The organism is Acrocarpospora pleiomorpha (genome assembly GCF_009687885.1).
Classification (GTDB): domain Bacteria; phylum Actinomycetota; class Actinomycetes; order Streptosporangiales; family Streptosporangiaceae; genus Acrocarpospora; species Acrocarpospora pleiomorpha.
The window spans coordinates 102,673-125,865 of sequence record NZ_BLAF01000023.1 but is presented as its reverse complement, the minus strand read 5'-3'; the positions used below and the strand labels follow the sequence as shown (position 1 = coordinate 125,865).

Genomic DNA, 23,193 nt, shown 5'->3' with positions numbered 1-23,193 from the left:
GGGGTCCAGAATGTCCGCGCCTGCGGCTGTTCCAAATCTATGTAAATCCGATAGGTAAAGTCGGTTCGGTGCCTTCCGCCGGCCCGCACCCAGTGAGGAATCAACCGTGCGCCTGACTGCGTCACGTCTCCAGAAGCGCCGGCGACCACCGGCGGTCGTCATCAGCGGCGTCGCGCTGGCCGCCGCCACCGTCCTCGCCGCCTGCGCGCCCGGCGGTGGCGCCGCGTCCGGCGGGAGCGCCACCCCCCGCCAGGCCGGTACGTTGAAGATCGGCCTGTCCGGCGATCCCGGCTGCCTGGATCCGCAGCAGAACGGCAACGCGTCGTCGATCAACATCAGCCGTCAGCTCGTCGACAGCCTGACCTATCTGGATCCGGACACGGGCACGATCGAGCCATGGCTGGCCTCATCGTGGACGGTCAACGAGAACGCGACACAGTTCACCTTCACCCTGCGGGACGGCGTGACCTTCAGCGACGGGTCGGGCGTCACGGCCGCGGTCGTCAAGGAGAACCTCGACACCGTGGTCAAGCTGGGCGCCGCCACGTCGCTGGTGACCGGATACCTGGGCGGCTACGAGAAGACCACCGTGCTGGACGACCACACCGTCCGGGTCGATTTCTCGCAGCCGAACGCCGGCTTCCTCCAGGCGACGTCGGTCGTGCAGCTCGGCATCCTGTCGGCGGGCACGGTGGCCAAGACCGCCGAGCAACGCTGCCAGGCGGACGGCCTCGTCGGCTCCGGCCCGTTCGTCCTGAAGTCCTACACGCCGAACCAGTCGGCCGTCCTGACCCGCCGGCCGGGCTATGCCTGGCCGTCCGCGGTGGCGCGGCACGGCGGCGAGGCGCATCTGGACTCGATCGAGTTCCACATCGTCAGCGAGGCGAGCGTGCGCACCGGCTCGCTGCGGTCGGGACAGCTCGACGCGATCACCGACGTGCAGCCGGACGACGAGGCCACGCTGAAGAGCGGCGGGTTCACCATCCTGGCCCGCGCCAACCCCGGCGTGGTCAACACCCTGTTCCCCAAGCCCACCTCCGAGTTCGCCGCCGACGCCACGATCCGCGAGGCGATCCAGATCGGCCTGGACCGCGCCCAGCTGACGTCGGTGCTGAGCGGCAGCTACCAGCCGGCCACGTCCGTCCTGGCGAAGACGACACCCGGGTACAAGGACGGGCAAGGCGCGCTGAAGAGCGACCCCGCGGCCGCGGGCAAGCTCCTGGACGACGCCGGCTGGGTGAAGGGCGGCGACGGGATCCGCGTCAAGAACGGGAAGCGCCTCAGCCCCGACGTCGTGTACATCTCCACCGTGGTCACCAACCAGAGCGTCCTGGAGGTGGTCCAGCAGCAGCTGAAGGATCTCGGCGTCGAGCTGAAGCTGCGGCCGCTCGCCGTGGCCGACTATCTCAAGGCGGCCCAGGATCCCAAGGTCAACTTCACGTTCGGCAACTTCACCCGTCCGGACCTGGACGTGCTGCGGTCGGCGTTCTCGTCGACGGCGGCGGTCACGGCCAAGGAGACCAGCGACAGTCTGGAGAAGCTCTATGTGGAGGAGCAGTCCGCGGCCGACACGGCGGCCAGGAACGGGATCGGCGGCGAGATCCAGGATCAGCTGATCGAGAACGCCTACGCGATCCCCGTCTACGAGCTGTCCCAGGTCGCGGCGGTGAGCGCGGCCGTCCAGGGCCTGGGCTTCGAGTCCTCGTCCCGGCTGATCTTCTACGACACGTGGCTCGGCAAGTGAGCGGGCGGCGCCAGATGCGGCTCGCGCTGTCCGCGGGGGTCGGCGGGGTGCACCAGGGCGCGTGGCGGCGGCCCGACAGCCGTACCGAGGACTGGGGCACCCCGGAACTGATCATCTCGCTGGCGCGGGAGACGGAGGCGGCCAGGTTCGACGCGTTCTTCCTCTCGGACGTGTCCTCGCCCAACCGGGCGCTGACCCGGGTTCAGGCGCCCTACCTCTACTTCGAGCCGCTGCTCGCGGCGGTGGCGATCGCGCGGGCCACCAGCAGGATCGGCGTGATCGCGACCGCTTCGACGACCTTCCACGAGCCGTACAACCTGGCCCGCCAGGTGGCGACGCTGGACCACCTGAGCGGCGGGCGGGCCGGCTGGAACGCGGTCACCTCCAGCATCGGCGAGCAGAACTTCGGGCGGCGGCCGTGGCCCGACCACGCCGGGCGGTACGAGCGCGCCGCGGAGTTCATCGACGTGGTCGAGCAGCTGTGGGACAGCTGGGAGCAGGATGCCCTGGTCCACGACCGGGCGTCTGGCGTCTTCGCCGACATCGACAAGATCCACACGATCGACCACGAGGGTCCGCATTTCGCGGTCGCCGGGCCGCTGAACGTGCGCCGTACCCCGCAGGGCCGTCCGGTGATCGTCCAGGCGGGCTCGTCGCCGGCCGGCCGGGATCTCGCGGCGCGCCACGCCAACATGGTCTTCACCGCGCAGCAGGATCTGGCCGAGGCCCAGGAGTTCTATCGCGATCTCAAGGCGCGGGCCGCCTCGTACGGCAGGCCCGGCACCGACATCGCCATCCTGCCCGGAGTGAGCCCGATCATCGGGGACAGCGCGGCGGACGCCAAGGCGATCCAGGAGAGCCTGCTCGACCTGGTCGACGAGGCGACCGCGACCGCCCGGCTGGCCGACCAGCTGGGCGGAATCGACCTGACCGGCATCGGTTTCAACGAGCCGATCCCGCTGGAACGGCTCCCCGCCGCCGCCGACGTCGAGCGCCGCCGCAGCCGCTTCCAGATCTTCGCCGACCTCGCCAGGAACGAGCGGTGGACCGTGCGGCGGCTGGTCGGGCTGGAGGTGGCGTCCTACGGCCACTGGCGGCTGGTGGGCACGGCCGAGCAGGTGGCCGACGAGCTGGAGCGCTGGTTCCTGGCCGGAGGCGCGGACGGGTTCATCGTCATGCCGCCGTACCAGGACGCCCTGACCCGCTTCTTCGCGCGGGTGGTGCCCATCCTGCAGGACCGGGGCGTGTTCCGGCGCGAGTACACCGGCCGTACTCTGCGCGATCACCTCGGCGTCACGTATCCGCAGAACCGGTGGGCCTCGTGACCGAGTTTCCCCCGGACTACACGGTCGGGCAGGTGCCGTGGGACGACGCCGGGGCGCTCCGGCTGCGGACCCTGATGGCGGAGGAAGTCGTGCCACGCTACGCGGATCTCGACCTGTCCGCCCAGCGTGTGACACCGCCCCGCGCCGGTGACGTCGTGGCGACGCTCGTGGTCTACCGCGGAGAGCAGCCGGTCGGGACGGCCTCGCTGGTCGAGGTCGAAGGCTTCTTCGAGGTCAAGCGGGTCGTCGTGGCGCGCGGCCACCGGCGCCGCGGGCTCGCGCGCGCGTTGGTGTCGGCCGTCGAGGAGCTCGCCGCGGCGCGCGGAATCGACCGGCTCGTCCTGCAGACGGGCATCCGCCAGCCGGAGGCGATCAGCCTGTACGAATCGCTCGGGTGGCGGCGGATCCCGCCGTTCGGCCCTTACGCGGACGACACCGTCGTCAGCGTGTGCTTCACGAAACGGATCAACGGGGATGACTGACCATCGGTTCGTGGTGGGCCTGCGGCTGGACGATCCCGCCGCGCCTGCCGAGATCGCCTGGCATCGGCGGACGGCCCTGCGAGCGGAATCCGCCGGTTTCGACTTCGTCCTCATCGACGACGCGTACGCGGGAGGCGGGCACGGCGTCGGGCTCGATCCCGTCATGCTCGCGGCCCGGATCGCGGCGGCCACCTCCCGGATCGGGGTGATCGCGGCGGCCACGACGACCTTCGCCGAGCCTCTGGTGATCTCCTCGGGGCTGGCCACGCTCGACCACCTCAGCGACGGGCGGGCCGGTTGGCTGGTGATCACCTCGCCCACCGCGGCGCAGGCCGAGCTGCACGGCGCCGGAACGCGGCCGGAGGCGGAGCTGTGGGAGGAGGCCGGCGAGGTCGTCGACGTCGTCGGGAGGCTGTGGGACAGCTGGGAGGACGACGCCGTCATCCGCGACGTGAGCACCGGGCGTTACCTGGACCGGCGGCGCCTGCACCGGGTCGGCTACGCGGGGTCGGCCTTCTCGATTGAGGGACCCTCCATCACCCCGCGTCCTCCGCAAGGGCATCCGGTCGTCGCCGTACGGGCGGACAGCGGCGGGGACGGGGTGATCGCCCAGGCGGACGTGATCATCATCGACGTCGACCCGGCGGCGCCGATCCACACGATCACGAGGCGGGTCGACGAGGTGGTCGCACGCTCCGGAAGGCGGCGCCACCTGATCCGCGTGCTCGGCGAGCTGCCCGCCGGTGGGGCCGAGGGCGTCGACCGCCTGGCGGGAAGCGGCGCGCTGGACGGCGTCATTCTGCCGGTGGACGGGGAACCGGCGCGCCGTGATTCCGCGCTGCCGCCCCGTGCGACCTTGCGGGAGAGGTTCGGGCTGGCCCGGCCGGCCAACCGGTACGCCACCGGACGATCGGCCGCGCCGTGACCGGGTACGCGGCGCGCCGCGTGGGCCAGGCCGTCCTCGTCCTGTGGGCCGCGTACACGCTCACGTTCTTCGCCGTGTTCCTGCTGCCCAGCGACGCGGCCGAGATCATGGCCGCCGGCAGCGACAGCACCGCGGGCGTCGACGCGGCCACGCTCGCCGCCTTCCGCGCCCGGTTCGGGCTCGACCAGCCGGTGTACGTCCAGTATGTCCAGGCGCTGGGCCGGGCGTTGCGGGGCGACCTCGGAACATCGACGCAGACCGGGAGTCCGGTGACCCAGATGCTGGTCCAGGCGCTCGGGCCGACGATGCTGCTCGCCGCGCTCGGCATGCTCGGCGGCATCCTCCTGGGCTCCGCCCTCGCCCTCGTCACCACGTTCGTCCCGGGGCGCGGGCTCAGGAACGCGCTGGCCGCCGTCCCGGCGGTGGGGGTGTCGGTGCCGACGTTCTGTGTCGGCCTGGTCCTCCTCCAGCTGGTGTCCTTCCGCTGGGGGCTGCTGCCGGCCTTCGGCTCGTCGGGGGCCGAGTCGCTGATCCTGCCCGTGCTCTCGCTCAGCCTTCCCGTCGGGGCGCTGATCGCGCAGCTGCTGTCCAGGAGCATCGAGGCGGAGCAGTCGGCGGAGTACGCCGAGATCGCGCTGGCCAAGGGTCTCTCGCGTCTTCGGGTGCACCTCGCCCATGTGGCCAGGAACGCGCTGCTGCCGGCGCTGACCATGGCGGGCGTGCTGGCCGGTGAGCTGTTCGGCGGGTCCATCGTGGCGGAGACCGTCTTCTCCCGCGCCGGGCTCGGCCGCCTGGCGCTGGCCGCGGTGGGGGCCAGAGACCTGCCGGTCATTCTGGGCGTGGTCACCGTCGGCGCCTGCGTCTTCACCGTGGTCAACCTGGCCGTGGATCTGCTGTATCCGCTGCTCGATCCCAGAATCGCGGTGTCCCGGTGACGGCCGTCCTGCGCGCGGCCGTTCGCGCGCCCGGTCGCACCGTCTCGGTGCTCTATCTGCTGCTCGTGCTCTGCTGGGCGGCCCTGCCCGGCGTGCTGGCGGCCCGCGATCCGCTGCGCGTCGTGCCCGCCGAACGCCTCCGGCCGCCCGGCGCCGGTTACCTGTTCGGCACCGACGAGCTCGGCCGCGACCTGTACAGCCGCGTGGTGCACGGCACCGCCCTGTCGCTGCAGTCGACGCTGGCGGCGGTGGCCATAGCCCTGGTGCTCGGCTCGGCGCTCGGCCTGCTCGCGGGGTTCTCCCGTGGGCTGGCCGACGCGCTCATCATGCGGCTGGTGGACGTGCTGCTCGCCCTACCGGGCCTGCTGGTGTCCCTGGTGATCGTGGCGGCGCTGGGCCCGGGCACCGGGAAGATCGCGTGGGCCGTCGGGATCGGCTCGATGCCGGGGTTCGCCAGGGTGGTCCGCGCCGAGGTCCTGCGCATCAGGGAGTCTGGCTATGTCGAGGCCGCGACGATGCTCGGCGTGCGGCGCGGCCCGATCATGTTCTGGCATGTCGTCCCCAACGCGGCGGGCCCGGCGATCGTGCTCGCCACCACGACCATCGCCGGCGCGATGTTGTCGATCTCCTCGCTGAGCTTCCTCGGGTTCGGCGCGCCGCCGCCGACGCCGGAGTGGGGAAGCCTCATCGCGGAAGGGCGCGACCACCTGGCCTCGGCCTGGTGGATCAGCCTGCTGCCCTGCCTGGTCGTGACCCTCTCGGTGCTCGCCGTCAACCACGTCGCGCGCGCGATCGACCGATGAACACCCGACACTACGGAGGCTTCGTGACCGACTTCGACGGCGCCCAGCTGTCCCGGCTCGCGTCGAGACTGACGAGCCCCCAGTCGTTCGTGGGCGTGCTCGGCAATCTCCGGCGGGACGCGGTCGAGTTGCTCGGCGGAAATCCCGCGTCGGAGGCCCTTCCGGCCGAGGCGCTGAACGCGAGCGTCCACGAGCTGCTCGCCGACCCCGCCCGCGCCACGGCGGCCCTGCGGTACTCCGGGCCGCGCGGCCTCGACGAGTTCGTCGCCTGGCTGGCGGCCCGGGAGGGGATCGACCCGGCGCGGATCGTCGTCACCAACGGTGGGCTGCACGCGTTGTCGCTGGTCACGCAGGCGCTCCTGGACGCGGGTGACTCCGTGGTCACCGACGACCCGATCTTCCCCATCGCGCTGCGCGTGCTCCAGCTGACCGGCGCCCACGCCGTACCCGTCCCGGTGGGGCGCGACGGGCTGGACGTCGAGGCGCTTGAGCGTCTCCTGGCCGAGGGCGTCCGGCCGAGGGCGGTCTACACGGTGGCCGACTTCCAGAACCCCACCGGCGCGGTGCTCGGCGCGCGGGCGCGCACCCGGCTGGTGGAACTGGCCGAACGGTTCGGTTTCGTCGTTCTCTCCGACAACCCCTACCGCACGTCACGGTTCGCGGGCGAAGACGTACCGGATTTCCCGACGGACAGCGACAGAGTCGTCCGGATCAACACGTTCGCGAAGTCTCTGGGTCCCGGTCTCCGTCTCGGCTGGCTCGCGCTGCCGTCCTGGCTCGTCCAGCCCGTGCTGAACATCCGCGCGCGCACCGACCAGCACCCCTCGACCTTCACCCAGGCGGCGATCCTCGGCGTCGTGCGCCCGGCCGGCGCCTTCGATCGGATCCTGGCCGACTTGTCGGCGCTGCACCACTCTCGAGCCACCACGCTGGCGACCAGTCTGCGAACCCACCTGGCCGGGCACATCGAGGCCGAGCGGCCGGACGGCGGCTTCTTCATCTGGGCCCGGCTACTCGACCCCGCCCTCTCCCTGGAACCCCTCCATCACGCGGCCCTCGCCCATGGAACCAACTTCTCGCGCGGCACCTCGTTCGCCGTCCCCGGCGGCCACGATCACGACCGCCATCTCCGCCTCGGCTTCAGCGACATCCCGGACACCGACCTCGAAGAGGCCGTCACCCGGCTCGCCGCCGCAGTCTCCACCGCGGGCGGTGGCGCATGACGCGCGTTCCCCTGTCCGTCCTGGACCTCGCGCACATCCCGTCGGGCACCGACCCTCGGCCGGCGCTGCGGGCGGTGCCGCGACGCGCCCGGCTCGCCGAGTCCCTGGGGTACCGGCGCTACTGGATCGCCGAGCATCATTTCAGCGCCGGCCTGGCCTCCCCCAGCCCCGCGGTGCTGATCAGCGCCGTCGCGGCGGCGACGACGACCATTCGGGTCGGTTCCGGCGCGATCCTCACCGGCCACCGCACCGCGCTGTCCATCGCCGAGGACTTCTGCACGCTCGACGCTCTGTACGACGGACGGATCGACCTCGGCCTGGGACGTTCGGCCGGTCGCGGCCGGACCACCCGCGAGCAGGCCCCGGGCGGCGAGAGGCCGGTCGCCAGGACTGTGGAGGGCGTGGTCATCCCCGCCCCTTACGACCGCAGTGCGATCACCGCCTCGCCCCGGGCGCTGCGCCAGCGCGAGCTGCTGCAGCAGCCCGGAGCGCAAGCCCTCCCCTACCCGGACCAGGTGGCGGCGATTCTCGGTTTTCTCGCCGACCGCTACCGGTTCGACGACGGCACGCCGGCTTCGGCGTTTCCCGGTGGCGCCCCCGGCGTACCGGTGTGGGCGCTGGGCAGCAGCGGTGGCGAGAGCGCGCGGCTCGCGGGACAGCTGGGTCTGCCCTTCGCCGCCGACTACCACATGAACCCGGGCCAGGTTCTCGACGCGGCCGGCGCCTATCGCCAGGCGTTTCACCCGGGGCCCGAGCACCGCTGGCCGTATCTCGCGGTCGCCGCCGACGTGTACGTGGCCGAGACCGCCGTCCACGCGCGCGAGGTCGCCGCGCAACGCGCCGAGTGGGTGCGCCGGCAGCGTTCCGGCGGCGGCCTGACCGCATATCCCACCACCGATGAGGCGGTCGCGCACCAATGGACGGACGCCGAGTTGGAGCTGGTCGCCGACCGCACAAGCACCCATATCGCCGGAGTGCCCGAGGTCGTCGTCGAGAGGCTGGCCGCGCTCCAGAGGCTGACCGGGGCGGCCGAGCTGATCGTCACGATGGCGGCCCACGACTCGGACGACGTCGACTCTTCGCTTCGCCTGCTCGCCGAGGCGTGGCACTCCTGAATCAGTCGGTTCGGGCGAACCGGGCCAGTGAGTCGGCCAGGTACTCGATCTCCAGCGCCTGGGTGGACAGCCTGCCGGTCTCGACCCGCAGGTAGTGGCCGGTGCGCCGGGGCGTAAGCCAGCTCGTGGAACCCAGGCCGGCCTCAACGCCGGCGTGGGCCAAGCCGGAGAACGCCCGTTCCTCGTCGGCGACCGGAAGCCAGACGATCAGTCCGTCCTCGCCGCCGATGTGAACTCCGCGGTCGGCGAGCGCCGCGACCAAGGTCGACCGGCGGCGCCGGTACGTGCGCGCCGCCCGGTCGACCAGGCGGCGGGTGCGCGCGTCCTTCAGCAAGTACGCGAGCGCGCCCTGCAGGATCCTGCTGTTCCAGACGCCCGACATGCCCCGGATCCGGTTGACGGCACGCACCAGCTGCTCCGGTCCAGCCAGCACCGAGGTCCGCAGGTCGAGCCCGAAAGCGGCGCAGTACGACCGGTGCCGCAACACCCGGCCCGCCAGCAGAGCGCCCAGACTCAGATCCCGCCCCCCGCACAGCGGCCCTAGCGTGTCATCCTCGAAAACCTGGACGCGGGGATGGCGCTCCAGCACGGAGGCCAGCTCGTCAAGTCGCCGGTCGCTCACCCGCCGGCCGGTCGGCACGTGACCTCTCGGCTGGTAGACGAACGCCCCGGCGCCTCGCCGGAGCGCGGCGCGCAGCATGTCGGGGCTCGGCCCCTCGTCGTCCCACTCCACGCCGATCGCCGGAACCTGGAGATGGCGGAGCAATGTCAACGTTCTCATCATCGTCGGCTGCTCGACGGCCACCGGCGCACCCGGTGTCAGGACCGCCTGCACGCCCAGGAAGTTCCCGTGCCAGTCACCGTCGGCGGTGGTCCAGGACTCCGCCCGGAACGGCCACGTCCGCTTGACCGCGCCCAGCAGCTCCGTGGTCACGAACGCGAAATCGTGCGCGTGCAGATCCGGCGATCGCATCCCGGCCAGGATCGCCTCGTCGAGCGGCGGGAACAGCGACGGATCGGGAGCGCCGTCGGCACGGTCCACCGACAGGACGCCGCTGGGCGTCTGGATCTCCACCCGGCTGCCGACCGGGAGGACGAGCGTGCCGCGCCGCCCGGACGCGCGCAGCATTCCGGCTCGGGTCAGCTGGTTCCATGCCTCCTGGACGGTGGTCGGGCTCACGTCCAGCGCCCGCGCGACATCCCGGATCGCGGGCAGCCGAGTCCCCGGTCTGATCTCGCCGGCGTGAATCTGTGCTCGCACATCGTTCGCGATGCCGGACGCGGTCCTGCTCGCGATCCGCTTGGCGAACCCGTCGATCGAACCGTCTCGCCGCGCCGGCACAGCCGTCGTGTTCGGCGCCATCCGGACCCCACATCACGTGCTGCCGCTCGTTCAACCCGACCACTCTACCGTCGTTCCCGGGTGGCGCCGCTGGGCCGTTCACGGCATGAAGTGGATCTCCACGAGGGTTCCGAGGCCAGGGCTATCCGGGGTTGTGGGTGATCTCTCGTTATGGGTGATCTCTCTTCGCCGAGCTGAGGTGTTTTCTGAGCGCGAGGCGCTGGTGCGGGGTGAGTTTGGGCCGGGCGGGCGGAACCGGATCGGCCAGTTTCTCGATCAGCCGGGCCGCCCCGGCGATCCCGGCCGACGGATCGAGGTCCCCGGGCAGCCGTCCGGCCAGGCCGCGGTCGGCCAGCACGCCGCCGAGCGCGGCGGCGGTCTCGCCCCAGCGCGCGGGCGGCAGCCAGGCGGCGAGGCCGAGCCGGGCCAGCCGGGACGCGTTGTCGGGCCGGTCGGCGCCGTCGGCCAGCACCACCTGCGGGGTTCCGGCCGCCAGCGCCCGGGTGAGCGTGCCGATGCCGCCGTGGTGCACGACCGCGGCGACCCGGGGCATCACCTGGCGGAACGGCAGCCGGGGAAACCAGGTGATCTCCGGCGGCAGCGGCCGGGGCACCAGGTCCTGGTGCGGCACTACCAGCAGCGCCGGGCGGCCCGCGCAGCCCTCCACGGCGGCCTCGTAGAAACGGGTGTTGAGCATGCGCCCGGTCCCGCCGGTGATCAGCACAGGCCGCCCGGCCAGCGCCTCCTCTGCCCCGTCCGGCAGCCGCTCCTCCCCCTCGTCCGGTACGGCGAAGCCGGTCAGCGCGAACCGCTCCGGCGCGCGCGCCCCGGCCCGGTCGAACCAGCCCGGCCACAGCCCGATGTCGAGGTCGGCCCCGGCGAACCATTTCTGCCAGTCGGTGATCTCGGGCAGGCCGAGCTCGGCGCGTACCTGGGCGAAGCGGGGGGCGAGTTCGGTGCCGTACATGTGGGCGGCGAGGCGGGCGGACATGACCTGGATCGGGGAGACGGCCACCCAGGCGACGGGCGCGCCGAGCAGCTCGCCCGCGAAGCGGACCGAGACCGCCGAGGTGTGGCGGCCGACCAGGACGGTGTCGCCCGGCCGGTGGGCGGCCATCATGACGTGGCATTCCCGGAGCAGCTGGTCGAAGAGCCCGTTGCGCAGGTAGAAGCCGAGCCAGCTTGACTCGCCCCGGGTGTCCATGAGATGGGCGGTGTCGGCCTGGTGGCGGGCGAACTCCTCCGGCGTGTCGATCGCCACGAAGTCAAGATCGCAGCGATCCCGGTAGGGTGCGTGGCTGACCAGCGTGATCTCGTGCCCGGCGGCGCGGAGTTCGGCGCCGAGCCGGACGAAGGGCAGCACGTCGCCGTCGGTGCCGTGGGTCACCAGCACGATCCGCGTCACACGCACCACTCCGGCACGGGGAAACCACCTGACAGCGTCTTGGACATGAAACTTTCATTTCCCTTGCATCGATGGCGCGCGGTGAGTGATACTCCCATTCGGAGAGCGCTCTCTTGCACTCTTCCCCAACCCCGGAATGAGTACAAAGAAGCAGTACGGACGTATCCTTGTCAACGGTGATCCCGAAATCTGGAACGCTCGCACATCCGGTTCCTCAGCGTCGAGGCCGTGACTTTTTTTAAGTATCACACTATCCTGGTCGAACGCACGTGACCTGCACGAAGCCCGCCGGAGGTGGACGCGCTCCCACGCACTCCATTGTTCACCGGATGTGACACGGATCCGCTTTACGCGCGACCGTGTGACATGATTGCCGCCATCAGTCTTGCGCTGGTGGAGGGGTTCATTTAATCTCTTTGGGAGGCGCTGTGGGAGCGCTCCCATGCCTGAATAAGCTTGGCATTTGACGACGGCACCGAAATAAGGCGGGCGACCGAGAATGGCGCGCCGGCCGATTTCTGCGTGGGTGTGTTCGTCAGAGCTCGCCCATGTTCGAAGCTCGAAGAGGAGAGGCCACTCAGTGGCAGTGACATCCACCTCAGCGCCGCGCTCGTCGATCGGAGGTCTGTCTCCCCAGCGCCAGGCCGCGCTCGCCCGGCTCCTCCCGGCTCGCGCGAAGGCTCCGATTCCGCGCGTGCCCCGGGATGGCGAGCCGTTGCCCTGCTCGTACGAGCAGGGCCAGATGTGGCTGGGCCACCAGCTCGACGGGACCGCGCCCAACGCGACCCTCGGGCTCCGCCTGGACGGAACGCTGGACCTGGCCGCGCTCTCCACCGCCCTGGACGGCGTGCTGGCCCGGCACGAGAGCCTGCGGACCACCTACGAGGGGGACGAACCCCGCCAGCGGATCCACCCGCCGTTCCCGATGCCGCTGGAATACGTCGACACTCCCGACATCGCCGTCGAGGCCACCGCCCGCGCCGTCACCCACCGCTTCGACATGCGCGAAGGCCCGGTCGTCCGGGCCACCCTGATCCGCCTGGCCGAGGATTCGCACGCGTTGCTGGTGGTGTGCCACCACATCGCCGCCGACGGCTGGTCGATGGGGCTGATCGCCGACGAGCTCGCCACCCGCTACGCCGCCGCCCTCGACGGCCGGGAACCCGACCTGCCGCCGCTCCCGATCCAGTACGCCGACTACGCGGCCTGGTCCCGCGCCGAGCACACCCCGGACGCCCGGGTGGAGTACTGGCGGCGCGTGCTGGACGGCGCGGCCGGGGTGCGGCTGCCGATGCGCCGCGAGCGCCCGGCCCCCGGCGGCCGCAAGACCAACACCCACTGGACCCTCCTCTCGCCGGATGTGCTGCCCAGGCTCCAGGCGGCCGGCGGGCCGGGAACGACTCCGTTCACCGCGCTGCTGGCGGTCTTCGCCATGCTGCTGGCCCGCTACACCGGCGAGCACGACCTGACCCTGGCCTCCACCAACGGCGGGCGCCGCCGGGTCGAACTCGAACCGATCGTGGGCTGTTTCGTGAGCGCCCTCCCAGTTCGCGGGGATTTATCCGGCGATCCGGCGTTCCCCGAGGTGGCCGCCCGGCTGCGCCGCTCGGTAGGCGGCGCGCTCACCAGCCAGCTGCCGCTGGCGCTGCTGGCCGAGCGCGCCTCGATCGACCTGGCCCTCCCGGTGAGCTTCTCGCTGCGCGGCTTCCGCGACCAGCGCGGCGGCGACTGGCCGGGCCTGACCGTGTCGGTCTGGGGCCACGAGGTCGACGACCTGGCCTACGAGCTGTCGCTGCTCGTGCACCTGGACGGGGACAGGGTGGGGCTCGACTTCACCTACCGCAGGGACGTGCTGGACGACGACACGATCGACCGCATGTCCCGGCACTTCCACTGGCTGGCCGGGCAGATCGCCGCCGATCCCACTTTGCCGCTGTCGGCGCTCGAGCTGGTGACGCCCGAGGAGCGGGAGCTCATCCGCGGGCCGTGGAACGACTCGGCGGCCATCTACCCCGAGGCGCCGCTGCCGGAGCTGCTCCAGGAACGGCGGGACGGCGTCGCGATCGTTTTCGACGGGGTCGCCACGACCTACGGCCAGTTGCACGCGCGGGCGAACCGGATCGCCAACCGGCTGCGGGAGCTGGGCGTGGGGACCGAGTCGACGGTCGGCGTGCTGCTGGATCGTTCTCCCGACCTCATCGCGACGCTGCTCGGGGTGTGGCAGGCGGGCGCGGCCTACGTGCCGATGGATCCGGCGTTCCCGGCGCGGCGGATCGCCGACATGCTGGAAACCGCCGGAACCCGATTAGTGGTGACGGAGGCCGCGTACGCCGATCTGTTCAGCGGCGTCGAGGTGCTCGACATCGCCGATCCGTCGATCGAGGCGCAGCCCGCGACACCACCGGGCGTGCCCTATGACCTCGACCGGCTGGCCTATCTGATCTTCACCTCGGGGTCGACCGGACGTCCGAAAGGCGTGCAGGTCACCCATCGAGGGCTGCTCAACCACGTCTGGTGGGCCGTCCAGGAGCTCGCCTCGAAGGGCGATGGCGGCGCGCCGTTGCTGGGATCGGTCGCGTTCGATCTGGTGGTGCCCAATCTGTGGGCCCCGCTGGTGGCCGGTCAGACCGTGACGATCCTCCCGCAAGACGTGGACCTGGCTGAGCTCGGCGAGATTCTGGCACGCTCCGGACCCTTCAGCTTTATTAAGCTCACCCCCGGCCACCTCGAAATCCTCGGCCACCAGCTGGACGACTCGCGCGCCGCGCGGCTGGCGGGGGTGATCGTCGTGGCGGGCGAGGCGCTGCCCGGCTCGCTGGCCGACCGCTGGCTGGACATCCTCGGCCCTGGCCGCCTGATCAACGAGTACGGCCCCACCGAGGCGTCGGTCGGCACCTGCATCTACCCGATCGTCCACCGCCAGCACCACGAGGTGGTGCCCATCGGCCGCCCGCTGCCCAACATGCGGATGTACGTCCTGGACCCGGCCGGGAAGCTCGTCCCCGCCGGAGTCCCCGGCGAGCTCTACGTCGGCGGAACCGGCGTCACCCGGGGCTACGTGAACCGCCCCGACCTCACCGCCGAACGTTTCGTCACCTTCGAGGGCGAGCGCGTCTACCGCACCGGCGACCGCGTGCACTGGCTGCCCGACGGGAACGTCGCCTTCCTCGGCCGTTTCGACGACCAGGTCAAGATCCGCGGCTACCGGATCGAGCTGGACGAGGTCCGCGCGGCCCTGCTGGACCATCCGGGGATACGCGACGCGGTGGCCGTCGTGCGGAACGACCGCCTGGTCGCCTACTACGTCTCGGCAGGGCCGGCCGAGGACCTGGCCGGGCATTGCGCGCTGCGGCTGCCCGACTACATGGTCCCGGTCGCCTTCACCGAGCTGGACACGATCCCGCTCAACGCCAACGGCAAGGTGGACAGGAACGCTCTGCCCGAACCCGCGGCGATCACCGGCACGGCCGGGCCGCGCACCGAGACCGAGCGAGTGATCGCGGACGTCTGGCGGGAGGTGCTCGGGCGGGACGCCGGCGTCGAGGACGACTTCGTGGCGCTGGGCGGCCACTCGCTGCTGATGATCCGGATGATCGCCCGCCTCCGCCAGGTCCTCCCGGAACGCCCGGTCAGCGTCCTGGACGCGCTCGCCAACCGGACGATCGCCGCCCTGGCCGCCCTCATGGACGGCCCCCTCGACGAGGGCCGGGGGCTGCTGGTCCGCCTCACTCCCCCAGGGCCGGCCACGGCGACGCTGGTCTGCGTGCCGTACGGCGGCGGCAGCGCGGTCGTCTACCAGGCCCTCGCCGAGGCGCTGCCGGCGGGCGTGGCCCTGCACGCGGTCGCCCTGCCCGGCCACGAGCTGGGCGTCGAGGAGGACGCGCTGCCCTTCCACGAGGCCGCCGAGCGGGTCGCCGCCGAGATCCTGACCGCCGTCCGCGGCCCGCTCGTCCTGTACGGCCACTGCGTCGGCAGCGCCCTCACCACCGAGATCGCCCGCCGGGTGGAACAGGCGAGCCGGACCATCGACGCCGTCTACATCGGCGGCAGCTTCCCCTTCGCCGCCCCCCGCAAGGGCCTCAACGGCCTGCTGGCCCGCTGCTTCCGCCGCGAGCGCACCCTCAGCGGCACCGGCGAGGCCGCCTGGCTGCGCGCCATCGGCGCCGACCTGGACGGCCTGGACACCGCCCAGGTGGAGGCGATCGTCGCGACCATGCGCGGCGACGCCCGCGCGGGCGAGGAGTACTTCACCGACCTGATCGAGACCGGCGCGCCGCTGCTGTCCGCGCCGGTCATCTCGATCGTCGGCAGCCGCGACCCGATCACCGACTACTACCCGGAGCGTTACCGGGACTGGCACGTCACCGCCGGGACCACCGCCCTGGTCGTCATCGACGAGGCCGGGCACTACTTCCTCCGCTACCGCGCCGCCGAGCTCGCCACGATCGTCACCACGGTGCACCGGTCGCTGGACGGCCCGCACGAGGCCGGGACCTGGCGCAAGGAGGCGGTCTCCCGGGAGGCGCCGCCCGCCGACGCCCGGCTCGGCCGGTTCCTGCGCGTCGCGGGCGGCCAGATGGTGTCGATGATCGGCACCGCGATGACCGAGTTCGCCGTGCCGATCTGGGCCTACCTGCAGACCGGCTCGCTGCTCCAGTTCAGCCTGTTCGCCATCATCGGCCTGGTGCCGGGACTCGTGCTGTCCCCCGTGATCGGCGCGCTGGTGGACCGGAACGACCGCCGGCTGGCCATGCTGGCCGGGGACGGCGCCTGCCTGGCCCTGCAGGCGGTGATGCTGGCCCTGCTGCTCACCGGCAACCTGTCCATGCCCGCCCTGTACGGCATCCTGACCCTGCTGTCCATCTCGCTGACCGTGCAGCGACTGGCCTGGTCGTCGGCGGTGCCGCAGCTGGCGCCCAAGCACTACCTCGGCCACGCCGGCGGCGTGCTCCAGCTCGGCAACGCGATCGGCCGCCTGATGGTGCCGCTGTTCGCGGTCGGCGTGCTGGCCGCGATCGGCCTGGACGGCATCCTGATCGCCAACGTGGCCTGCTACGTGGCAGCCGTCACGGTCACCCTGCTCACGCCGTTCCCGAAGCGGCTGGCCTGGACGCGGCGGGAGAGCGTCGGCGCGGAGATCCGCAACGGCTTCCGCTACCTGTGGCGGCGGCGCGGCCTGCGGGCGATGGCGCTGACCATGTTCGCCGTGAACTTCTTCCTGTTCACCGCGTTCGTGATGATATCGCCGCTGGTGCTGTCGATCGGGGATCTGGCCGACACCGGCAGGATCGCGCTGATCGCCGGTCTGGGCGCGGTCGCGGGCGGTTTCGCCATCTCCCTCTGGGGCGGCCCGAAACGCCGCCGGATGTTCGGAATGCTCGCCTCGGTGGGGGTCGTGGCGGCGTTCGCCTTCGCGATGGGCCTGCGCCCGTCGCTGGCGCTGATCGCGGTGTGCGCGGCCGGGATGGCGCTGATGATGTCGATCGGCGACGGCATCTGGATCACGATCATCCACGCCAAGGTCCCGCAGCGCTACCACGCCCGGGTGATCTCGATCAACCAGATGCTGGCCATGTCCACCCAGCCGGTCGGCCTGGCCGTGCAGGCGTGGGCGGCCGGTCTTGTCTTCGAACCGCTGCTGCGGGAGGGCGGCGCGCTCGCGCCGACCGTGGGCGCGCTGATCGGGGTGGGCGAGGGGCGCGGCATCGGCCTGCTCTACCTGATCTGCGGCCTGGCGATGGCGGTCACCATCGCCGTCGCGCTGCGCCATCCCGCGCTCGCCCACTTCGACCGGGACACTCCCGACGCCGAGCCGGACGATCTGGCCGGCCTCGCGGAGCTGAACGCTAGGAACTCGCCCGCTGAAAGGATTTTGGCATGACCCCCACCGAGTCCGCCGTCACGGAGATCTGGACCGAGCTGCTCGGGCAGGCCCCGCCGACCCCGCACGACGACTTCTTCGAGCTCGGCGGCCAGTCGCTGACCATGGTCCAGTTCCTGGCCAGGGTCGAGGAGCAGTACGGCGTGGAGCTCCCCATCGACGTCCTGTTCACCTCCGGCTTCACGGTCGCCGAGGTGGCCAAGGCGATCGACCAGGGCCGGTTGGACGCGGTCGGCGAACAGGAGCTGGCCGAGTTGCTCAAGCAGCTGGAGGGCATGTCCGACGAGGAGATCAGCGAACTGCTCTCGGAAGACGCATGAGGGTGCTGCTGGCCCAGAACATGTTCCACCTGCCGAGTCACGGCGGGGCGAACAAGTCCAACCGGGTCCTGCTGGAGCAGCTCGCGGCGCGCGGCCACGACTGCCATGTGGTGGCGCCGATGTCGGGCGCGCTCCGGGCCACCTCGGTGGACGAGCACGTGGCCTACCTGCGGGGTCTCGGCGCCACGATCACGTCGGCGACCGAGGACGGGGTGGAGTACGCGTACCGGGGAGTGCGCGCGAGCGCGGTGGCGCGCCCGCCGCAGCTGGCCCGCCGGGTCGGGGAGGTGGCGGCCGAGGTCAAGCCGGACTGGACGCTGGTGCCGTCCGACGATCCAGGATTGCTGATGCTGGGGGCGGCGCTGAAGGCGACGCCGGAGCGGGTGGTGTATCTCGCGCACACGCTGCAGCAGCTGCCGTTCGGCCCCGGCTCGTTCTATCCGAGCGGGGCGGGGACCCGGATGGTGAAGCGGGCGGCGAGCGTGCTGGCCGTGAGCAAGGCCGCGCAGTCCTACATGGAGCGGTGGGGGGAGCTGCGGTCTACGCTGATCTACCCGCACATCTACGGCGACCCGCAAGAGCTGACCGAGGGCACGCACGTCACGATGATCAACCCGTGCGGCTACAAAGGGCTGCCCATCCTGCTGGGGCTGGCCGACGCGCGGCCCGACGTGCCGTTCCTGGCCGTGCCCACCTGGGGGGCGACCACGCAGGAGCTGGCCGAGCTGGAGCGGCGGCCGAACATCACGGTGATCGAGCCGTCCGACGAGATCGACGACATCCTGGCCCGCACCCGGGTGCTGCTGATGCCGTCGTTGTGGGACGAGACGTTCGGCTACACCTGCGTGGAGGCGATGGCGCGCGGCATCCCGGTGCTGGCCTCCGACGTCGGCGGCCTGGCCGAGGCCAAGCTGGGCGTGCCCTATCTGCTGCCGGTGCGGCGGATCGAGAAGTACGAGTCGGCGGGCCACGCGCGGCCGGTCCCGGTGGTGCCCGAGCAGGATCTGGGGCCGTGGGCGGACGCGCTGTCGGCCGTGCTGGCCCATCCCGACCTCTACCACGAGCTGTCGCGGCGGTCCCGGGCGTCGGCCCGTGACTTCATCGCGTCGCTGGACGAGGACGCGCTGGAGACCCATCTCACCGCGCTGCGCCCGAACCGGCGGCAGGCCGCGCTGGCGGCGCTCGCGGCCCGTACGAAGGAAGGCAGGATAGCGACGACATGATCGGCGCGATTCAGGAGCGGGTGCGGGCCCTCACGCCTGTGGCCGACGCGGATCTGGGGCGCATGCTCAGGATCAGGCATTTCGAGCGGGCGCTGCTGCGCCTGTTCGAGCGCGGCCAGCTCAACGGCACCACGCACACCTGCCTGGGCCAGGAGCACGTCCCCGTCGCGGTCAGCGGTCTGCTCGACCCGGACGACTACGTGTTCAGCAACCATCGCGGCCACGGCCACTTCCTGGCCAGGCACGACGAGCCGCACGCGCTGCTGGCCGAGATCATGGGCCGGGCCGGGGCGGTCTGCAACGGCGTCGGCGGCAGCCAGCACGTCTACCACGAGCGGTTCCTGTCCACCGGGGTGCAGGGCGAGAGCCTGCCGGTGGCGGTCGGGGTGGCGCTGCGGCTGAAGCGGGTCACGCCGGGACGGCTCGCCTGCGCGTACATCGGGGACGGGACGTGGGGTGAGGGGTCGGTCTACGAGGCGCTGAACATGGCGCAGCTGTGGCGGGCGCCCCTGCTGGTCGTGGTGGAACACAACCGGATCGCCCAGTCCACGCCGACGACCGCGCAGTTGTCCGGCTCGATCGCCGGCCGCGCGGCCGGGTTCGGCGTGCTCCACCACCGGATCGAGTCGGTGGACGTGAACGTGATCAGGGCCGAGCTGGCCCCGCTGGCGGCCGTGGTCAGATCCGAGTTCCGGCCGGTGGTGGCGGAGATCGCGGTGCATCGGGCCGGGCCGCACAGCAAGGGCGACGACACCCGCACCCCGGAGGAGCTGCGCGAGGCCGCCGAGGGCGACTGGCACCCGCGCTACGCCGAGGCGTTCCCCGAGCAGTTCGCCCGCCTGGAGGAGGAGCAGCGCGCCTTCATCGCCCGGATGGTCGACGACGTCCTGATCCGCCCGGCTTCCGAATGGGAGCGGTGATGAGGGTCGCGGAGCACCTGAACGAGGCGCTGCACGCGCTGCTGGACGCCGACCCCGCCGTGCACGTGCTCGGCGAGGACATCGCCGACCCCTACGGCGGCGCCTTCAAGATCACCAAGGGCCTGTCCGCCAAGCACGGCTCCCGGGTCATCTCCACCCCGCTCAGCGAGGGCGGCATCGTCGGCGTCGGCGCCGGTCTCGCCCTGGCGGGCGACCGCGCCATCGTCGAGATCATGTTCGGCGACTTCGCCGCCCTCGCCTTCGACCAGCTGCTCAACTTCGCCAGCAAGTCCACCACCATGTACGGCAGGCGCGTCCCGATCCCCCTCATCGTCCGCTGCCCCACCGGCGGCCGGCGCGGCTACGGCCCCACCCACAGCCAGAGCCTGCAGAAACACTTCATCGGCATCCCCGGCCTTGACCTGTACGAGCTGAGCCCCTTCCACGACGCGCACACCCTGCTGGCCACCATGTTCGCCCGCCAGAACCCCTGCGTGCTCTTCGAGGACAAGGTCCTCTACACCCGGCGGATCTGCCGGGACGGCGTCGTCGACGACCTGTTCAGGTTCGAGCTGATCGGCGGCTGGGCCCGCGTGTACGCCGACGGCGACGTGCCCCCCGACTGCGTGATCATCGCCCCCGGCGGGCTGACCGACCGCGCCCTGGAGGCCATGCGCGACCTGCTCATCGACCACGAGATCACCTGCGTGCTGCTGGTCCCGGAACGCCTCTACCCGCTCGACCCGGCCCCCATCATGCATGTGCTGCGCGGCGCGGGCACGATCGTCGTGGCCGAGGACGGCTCCGCGGGCGGCACCTGGGGGGCCGAGGTGGCCCGGCTGCTCCATCCCGAGTTATGGGCCTCCCTGTCCGGGCCCATCCGGCTGGTCAGCGCGGCCGACTCGATCATCCCCACGGCCGCGCACCTGGAACGCGAGGTCCTCGTCCAGGCGGACACCATCAGGAGAGCGGTGCTGGCGTGATCGAGATCAAGGTGCCCAAGCTCAACAACAACGACACCAGCTACATCCTGGTGGAGTGGCTGGCCGCCGACGGCGAGGCGGTGGCGATCGGCGATCCGCTGGTCGTGGTGGAGACCTCCAAGACCGCCGAGGAGCTGCTCGCCGAGGACGCGGGCATCCTGCGCCGGGTGGTGGCCGAGGGCTCCGACTGCGAACCCGGGCAGGTCATCGCCCGGTTGCAGGCGCCGGGCGAGGCCGTGCCCCAGCAGGTGAGCGTGGCGGCGGGCCGGCAGGACGCGGCCGGGGAGATCGTCATCACCGCTCCCGCGCGGGCGCTCATGGACGAGCTCGGGGTGCCCGCGGAGCGGGTGCGCACGCTCGGCAAGAAGGTGATCCGCCGCGAGGACGTGGAGGCCCTCACCCGCGCCCCCGAACCGGACGCCCGCGCCGGTCTCGTCGCGCTGAGCAAGGCGCAGCGGCTGACCGGCGACGTGGTCACCCGCTCGCACCAGACGATCCCGGCCGCCTTCACCGCCGTCAAGATCGACGTCACCGGCACAGCCAAGCTCACCCGCGACCTGTCCAAGCACGCGCGCACCCTGATCGGCCTATCCGAGCTGGTGGTGAAGGCCGTCGCCGACCAGCGGGCCGAGTTCCCGCTGCTGTTCGCCACCCTGGTCGAGCCCGGCTACGTCCGGCTCGCCGAGGGCGCGCACGTCGGGGTGACCATCGACGTCGGCAAGGGCCTGTTCATCCCGGTCGTCCGCGACGCGGACGCGCGGCCGCTGGACTCGGTCGCCCGCGAGCTCATGGACTACCGGATGACCGCGCTGCGCGGCAGCTTCCGGGAGCGGGACCTGGAGGGCGCCAACATCGCCGTCACCCTGCACAACGACGGCGCGATCACGCTCGCCGTCCCGATCGTCTACCCGGGCCACGTGTGCGCGCTGTCGCTGGCGGCGACGCAGCAGGAAGTGGCGCCCGCCGATGATGGCGGTTTCACGGTCCGGCAGACCGTGCAGCTCGGGCTCGCCTTCGACCATCGGGTGGTCAACGGGCGGGACGCCGCGATGTTCCTGGGCGCGGTGAAGCAGATGCTGGAGACGCCGCGGCGATGGCTGGAATAACTCGTCGTAAGCGCGTATTCCTGCTGACACTGACAACCCAGCTAGGAGGTTCATGAACGCCTTGAGGTTCCCCAGTGACTTCGTCTGGGGTGCGTCCACGTCGGCGTACCAGATCGAGGGAGCGACCAAGGAGGACGGCCGGGGGGTGTCCATCTGGGACACCTTCGCCGCCACGCCCGGGAAGGTGCGCGGCGGCGACACCGGGGACCCCGGCGCCGACCACTACCACCGCTACGCCCAGGACCTCGACCTGATGCGGGACCTCGGCCTGCAGAGCTACCGGTTCTCGGTGGCCTGGCCGCGGATCCAGCCCAACGGTTCCGGCAAGGCCAACCAGAAGGGCCTGGACTTCTACCGGCGGCTGATCGACGGCCTGGTCGAGCGCGGCATCCGGCCGATGGTGACGCTCTTCCACTGGGACCTGCCGCAGGCCCTGCAGGACGCGGGCGGCTGGGAGAGCCGGGACACGGCGCTCCGGTTCGCCGAGTACGCGGAGATCGTCTTCGGGGCGCTGCACGCGCGCGACTGGCTGACCGTCAACGAGCCGAAGACCGTGGTGGACTGCGGCTACCGGCAGGGCGTGCACGCGCCGGGGATCGCCGACTCCGGCCGCGCCCTGGTGGCCTGCCACCACCTGCTGTTGGCGCACGGCCTGGCCTCCCGCCTGCTGCACGAGCAGCATCCCGGGCGCCGGATCGGCCCCGCCCTCAACCTGCACCCCACCTACCCGGCCGAGGACAGCCAGGAGGCCAGGGACGCGGCCGTGCGGCAGGACGCCGTCGAGAACCGGCTCTACCTGGATCCGATCTTCAAGGGGTTCTACCCCGAGGAGACGCTGCCCGCCGACCGGAGCCACATCCGGGAAGACGACCTGGCCGCGATCAGCGAGCCGATCGACCTGCTCGGCGTGCAGTACTACACGCCCATCTTCGTCGGCCCCGACCAGCGCCGGGTGATCAGACACCGGACCCGGCAGGCGGGCTGGCTGGAGGACTACCCGGACGGCTTCCACGACATCCTGGTCCGGGTCAAGCGCGACTACCCCGAAGTCCCCCTCGTCATCACCGAGAACGGCCTGGCCACCGACGACGAGCCGGGCGCGGACGGGCGCGTCGCCGACGAGGACCGGATCTCCTACCTGCGCGGCCACCTGGCCGCGATGCACCGCGCGATGAAGGCGGGCGTGCGGGTCGAGGGCTACCACGTCTGGTCGCTGCTCGACAACTTCGAGTGGGCCGAGGGCTACGCCCAGCGTTTCGGCATCGTGCACGTCGACTTCGAGACGCAGAAGCGCGTTCCGAAGGACAGCGCCCACTGGTACCGCGACCTGATCAGGACCGGAGAACTGCGGTGATTCCCTGATTTCAATTAGTTGACTATCCCATCAAAGTCGCCTTAATCTGTGGGAGCGCTCCCACAGCCTTGCCGGAATTGTCATTAATATGGGTCCCGCCGTGCCTC

The 23,193-nt window shown here is 71.5% G+C and carries 17 protein-coding genes; 15 read left to right on the top strand and 2 right to left on the bottom strand.

What is annotated here, in order from left to right; translation table 11 throughout:
- The first annotated feature begins 106 nt into the window (after positions 1-106).
- From Aple_RS21540 to Aple_RS21505, 8 genes are read left to right on the top strand one after another with little or no spacing between them, the layout of a single operon-like run.
- Positions 107-1,744 carry an ABC transporter substrate-binding protein gene (locus Aple_RS21540; protein WP_155346449.1) on the top strand — a complete coding sequence of 546 codons (1,638 nt, stop codon included), beginning with the start codon at positions 107-109 and terminating at the stop codon, positions 1,742-1,744.
- A complete protein-coding gene (locus Aple_RS21535) occupies positions 1,729-3,069 on the top strand; it encodes an LLM class flavin-dependent oxidoreductase (protein WP_218038449.1) in 1,341 nt (446 codons plus the stop codon). The genes Aple_RS21540 and Aple_RS21535 overlap by 16 nt, the downstream gene beginning before the upstream one ends.
- Positions 3,066-3,551, top strand: coding sequence for a GNAT family N-acetyltransferase (locus Aple_RS21530; protein WP_218038448.1), 486 nt, complete (start codon positions 3,066-3,068; stop codon positions 3,549-3,551). The genes Aple_RS21535 and Aple_RS21530 overlap by 4 nt, the downstream gene beginning before the upstream one ends.
- On the top strand, positions 3,544-4,476 hold the full coding sequence (locus tag Aple_RS21525) for an LLM class flavin-dependent oxidoreductase (RefSeq protein ID WP_155346448.1): 933 nt from the start codon (positions 3,544-3,546) through the stop codon (positions 4,474-4,476). Before Aple_RS21530 ends, Aple_RS21525 begins: the two co-directional genes overlap by 8 nt.
- Positions 4,473-5,411 (top strand): ABC transporter permease, encoded by a 939-nt coding sequence (locus Aple_RS21520; protein ID WP_155346447.1) that lies wholly within the window; start codon positions 4,473-4,475, stop codon positions 5,409-5,411. The genes Aple_RS21525 and Aple_RS21520 overlap by 4 nt, the downstream gene beginning before the upstream one ends.
- Entirely contained in the window at positions 5,408-6,214 is an 807-nt protein-coding gene (locus Aple_RS21515) for an ABC transporter permease (protein ID WP_218038447.1), read from the top strand. Before Aple_RS21520 ends, Aple_RS21515 begins: the two co-directional genes overlap by 4 nt.
- The gene (locus Aple_RS21510) at positions 6,211-7,437 is read left to right on the top strand and encodes an aminotransferase-like domain-containing protein (RefSeq protein WP_155346446.1); all 1,227 of its coding nucleotides are present in this window, start codon (positions 6,211-6,213) and stop codon (positions 7,435-7,437) included. Before Aple_RS21515 ends, Aple_RS21510 begins: the two co-directional genes overlap by 4 nt.
- On the top strand, positions 7,434-8,552 hold the full coding sequence (locus tag Aple_RS21505; protein WP_155346445.1) for an LLM class flavin-dependent oxidoreductase: 1,119 nt from the start codon (positions 7,434-7,436) through the stop codon (positions 8,550-8,552). Before Aple_RS21510 ends, Aple_RS21505 begins: the two co-directional genes overlap by 4 nt.
- 1 nt (position 8,553) lies before the next feature.
- Here the strand turns inward: Aple_RS21505 and Aple_RS21500 are convergent, their stop codons facing one another.
- Both Aple_RS21500 and Aple_RS21495 read right to left on the bottom strand, forming a co-directional pair.
- Positions 8,554-9,915: an aminotransferase class I/II-fold pyridoxal phosphate-dependent enzyme gene (locus Aple_RS21500; RefSeq protein WP_155346444.1), complete on the bottom strand. Its 1,362-nt coding sequence runs from the start codon at positions 9,913-9,915 to the stop codon at positions 8,554-8,556.
- 148 nt (positions 9,916-10,063) lie between these two features.
- The gene (locus tag Aple_RS21495) at positions 10,064-11,299 is read right to left on the bottom strand and encodes a glycosyltransferase (protein ID WP_155346443.1); all 1,236 of its coding nucleotides are present in this window, start codon (positions 11,297-11,299) and stop codon (positions 10,064-10,066) included.
- Between the two features lie 580 nt (positions 11,300-11,879).
- On the opposite strand from Aple_RS21495, the gene Aple_RS55585 reads away from it, so the two are divergent.
- Genes Aple_RS55585 through Aple_RS21465 form a run of 7 tightly spaced genes read left to right on the top strand, consistent with a single transcriptional unit; the run spans position 11,880 to position 23,086 of the window.
- Positions 11,880-17,180, top strand: a complete 5,301-nt coding sequence (locus Aple_RS55585; RefSeq protein WP_170321603.1) for a non-ribosomal peptide synthetase/MFS transporter — start codon at positions 11,880-11,882, stop codon at positions 17,178-17,180.
- Positions 17,177-17,500 carry a phosphopantetheine-binding protein gene (locus Aple_RS21485; protein ID WP_155346441.1) on the top strand — a complete coding sequence of 108 codons (324 nt, stop codon included), beginning with the start codon at positions 17,177-17,179 and terminating at the stop codon, positions 17,498-17,500. The genes Aple_RS55585 and Aple_RS21485 overlap by 4 nt, the downstream gene beginning before the upstream one ends.
- Positions 17,497-18,723, top strand: coding sequence for a glycosyltransferase family 4 protein (locus tag Aple_RS21480; RefSeq protein ID WP_155346440.1), 1,227 nt, complete (start codon positions 17,497-17,499; stop codon positions 18,721-18,723). Before Aple_RS21485 ends, Aple_RS21480 begins: the two co-directional genes overlap by 4 nt.
- On the top strand, positions 18,720-19,643 hold the full coding sequence (locus Aple_RS21475; protein ID WP_155346439.1) for a thiamine pyrophosphate-dependent dehydrogenase E1 component subunit alpha: 924 nt from the start codon (positions 18,720-18,722) through the stop codon (positions 19,641-19,643). Before Aple_RS21480 ends, Aple_RS21475 begins: the two co-directional genes overlap by 4 nt.
- Positions 19,643-20,626, top strand: coding sequence for an alpha-ketoacid dehydrogenase subunit beta (locus Aple_RS52155; RefSeq protein WP_170321602.1), 984 nt, complete (start codon positions 19,643-19,645; stop codon positions 20,624-20,626). The genes Aple_RS21475 and Aple_RS52155 overlap by 1 nt, the downstream gene beginning before the upstream one ends.
- Positions 20,623-21,732: a 2-oxo acid dehydrogenase subunit E2 gene (locus tag Aple_RS52150; protein ID WP_170321601.1), complete on the top strand. Its 1,110-nt coding sequence runs from the start codon at positions 20,623-20,625 to the stop codon at positions 21,730-21,732. The genes Aple_RS52155 and Aple_RS52150 overlap by 4 nt, the downstream gene beginning before the upstream one ends.
- A gap of 52 nt (positions 21,733-21,784) precedes the next feature.
- The gene (locus Aple_RS21465; protein ID WP_155346438.1) at positions 21,785-23,086 is read left to right on the top strand and encodes a GH1 family beta-glucosidase; all 1,302 of its coding nucleotides are present in this window, start codon (positions 21,785-21,787) and stop codon (positions 23,084-23,086) included.
- Positions 23,087-23,193: the final 107 nt, after the last annotated feature.

Excerpts from the sequence above, each read along its gene's own strand:
- Aple_RS21525 (WP_155346448.1), top strand. The coding sequence starts at position 3,544 with ATGACTGACCATCGGTTCGTGGTGGGCCTGCGGCTGGACGATCCCGCC.
- Aple_RS21510 (WP_155346446.1), top strand. The coding sequence starts at position 6,211 with ATGAACACCCGACACTACGGAGGCTTCGTGACCGACTTCGACGGCGCC.
- Aple_RS21505 (WP_155346445.1), top strand. The coding sequence starts at position 7,434 with ATGACGCGCGTTCCCCTGTCCGTCCTGGACCTCGCGCACATCCCGTCG.
- Aple_RS21500 (WP_155346444.1), bottom strand. The coding sequence starts at position 9,915 with ATGGCGCCGAACACGACGGCTGTGCCGGCGCGGCGAGACGGTTCGATC.
- Aple_RS21485 (WP_155346441.1), top strand. The coding sequence starts at position 17,177 with ATGACCCCCACCGAGTCCGCCGTCACGGAGATCTGGACCGAGCTGCTC.
- Aple_RS21480 (WP_155346440.1), top strand. The coding sequence starts at position 17,497 with ATGAGGGTGCTGCTGGCCCAGAACATGTTCCACCTGCCGAGTCACGGC.
- Aple_RS21475 (WP_155346439.1), top strand. The coding sequence starts at position 18,720 with ATGATCGGCGCGATTCAGGAGCGGGTGCGGGCCCTCACGCCTGTGGCC.
- Aple_RS52155 (WP_170321602.1), top strand. The coding sequence starts at position 19,643 with ATGAGGGTCGCGGAGCACCTGAACGAGGCGCTGCACGCGCTGCTGGAC.
- Aple_RS21465 (WP_155346438.1), top strand. The coding sequence starts at position 21,785 with ATGAACGCCTTGAGGTTCCCCAGTGACTTCGTCTGGGGTGCGTCCACG.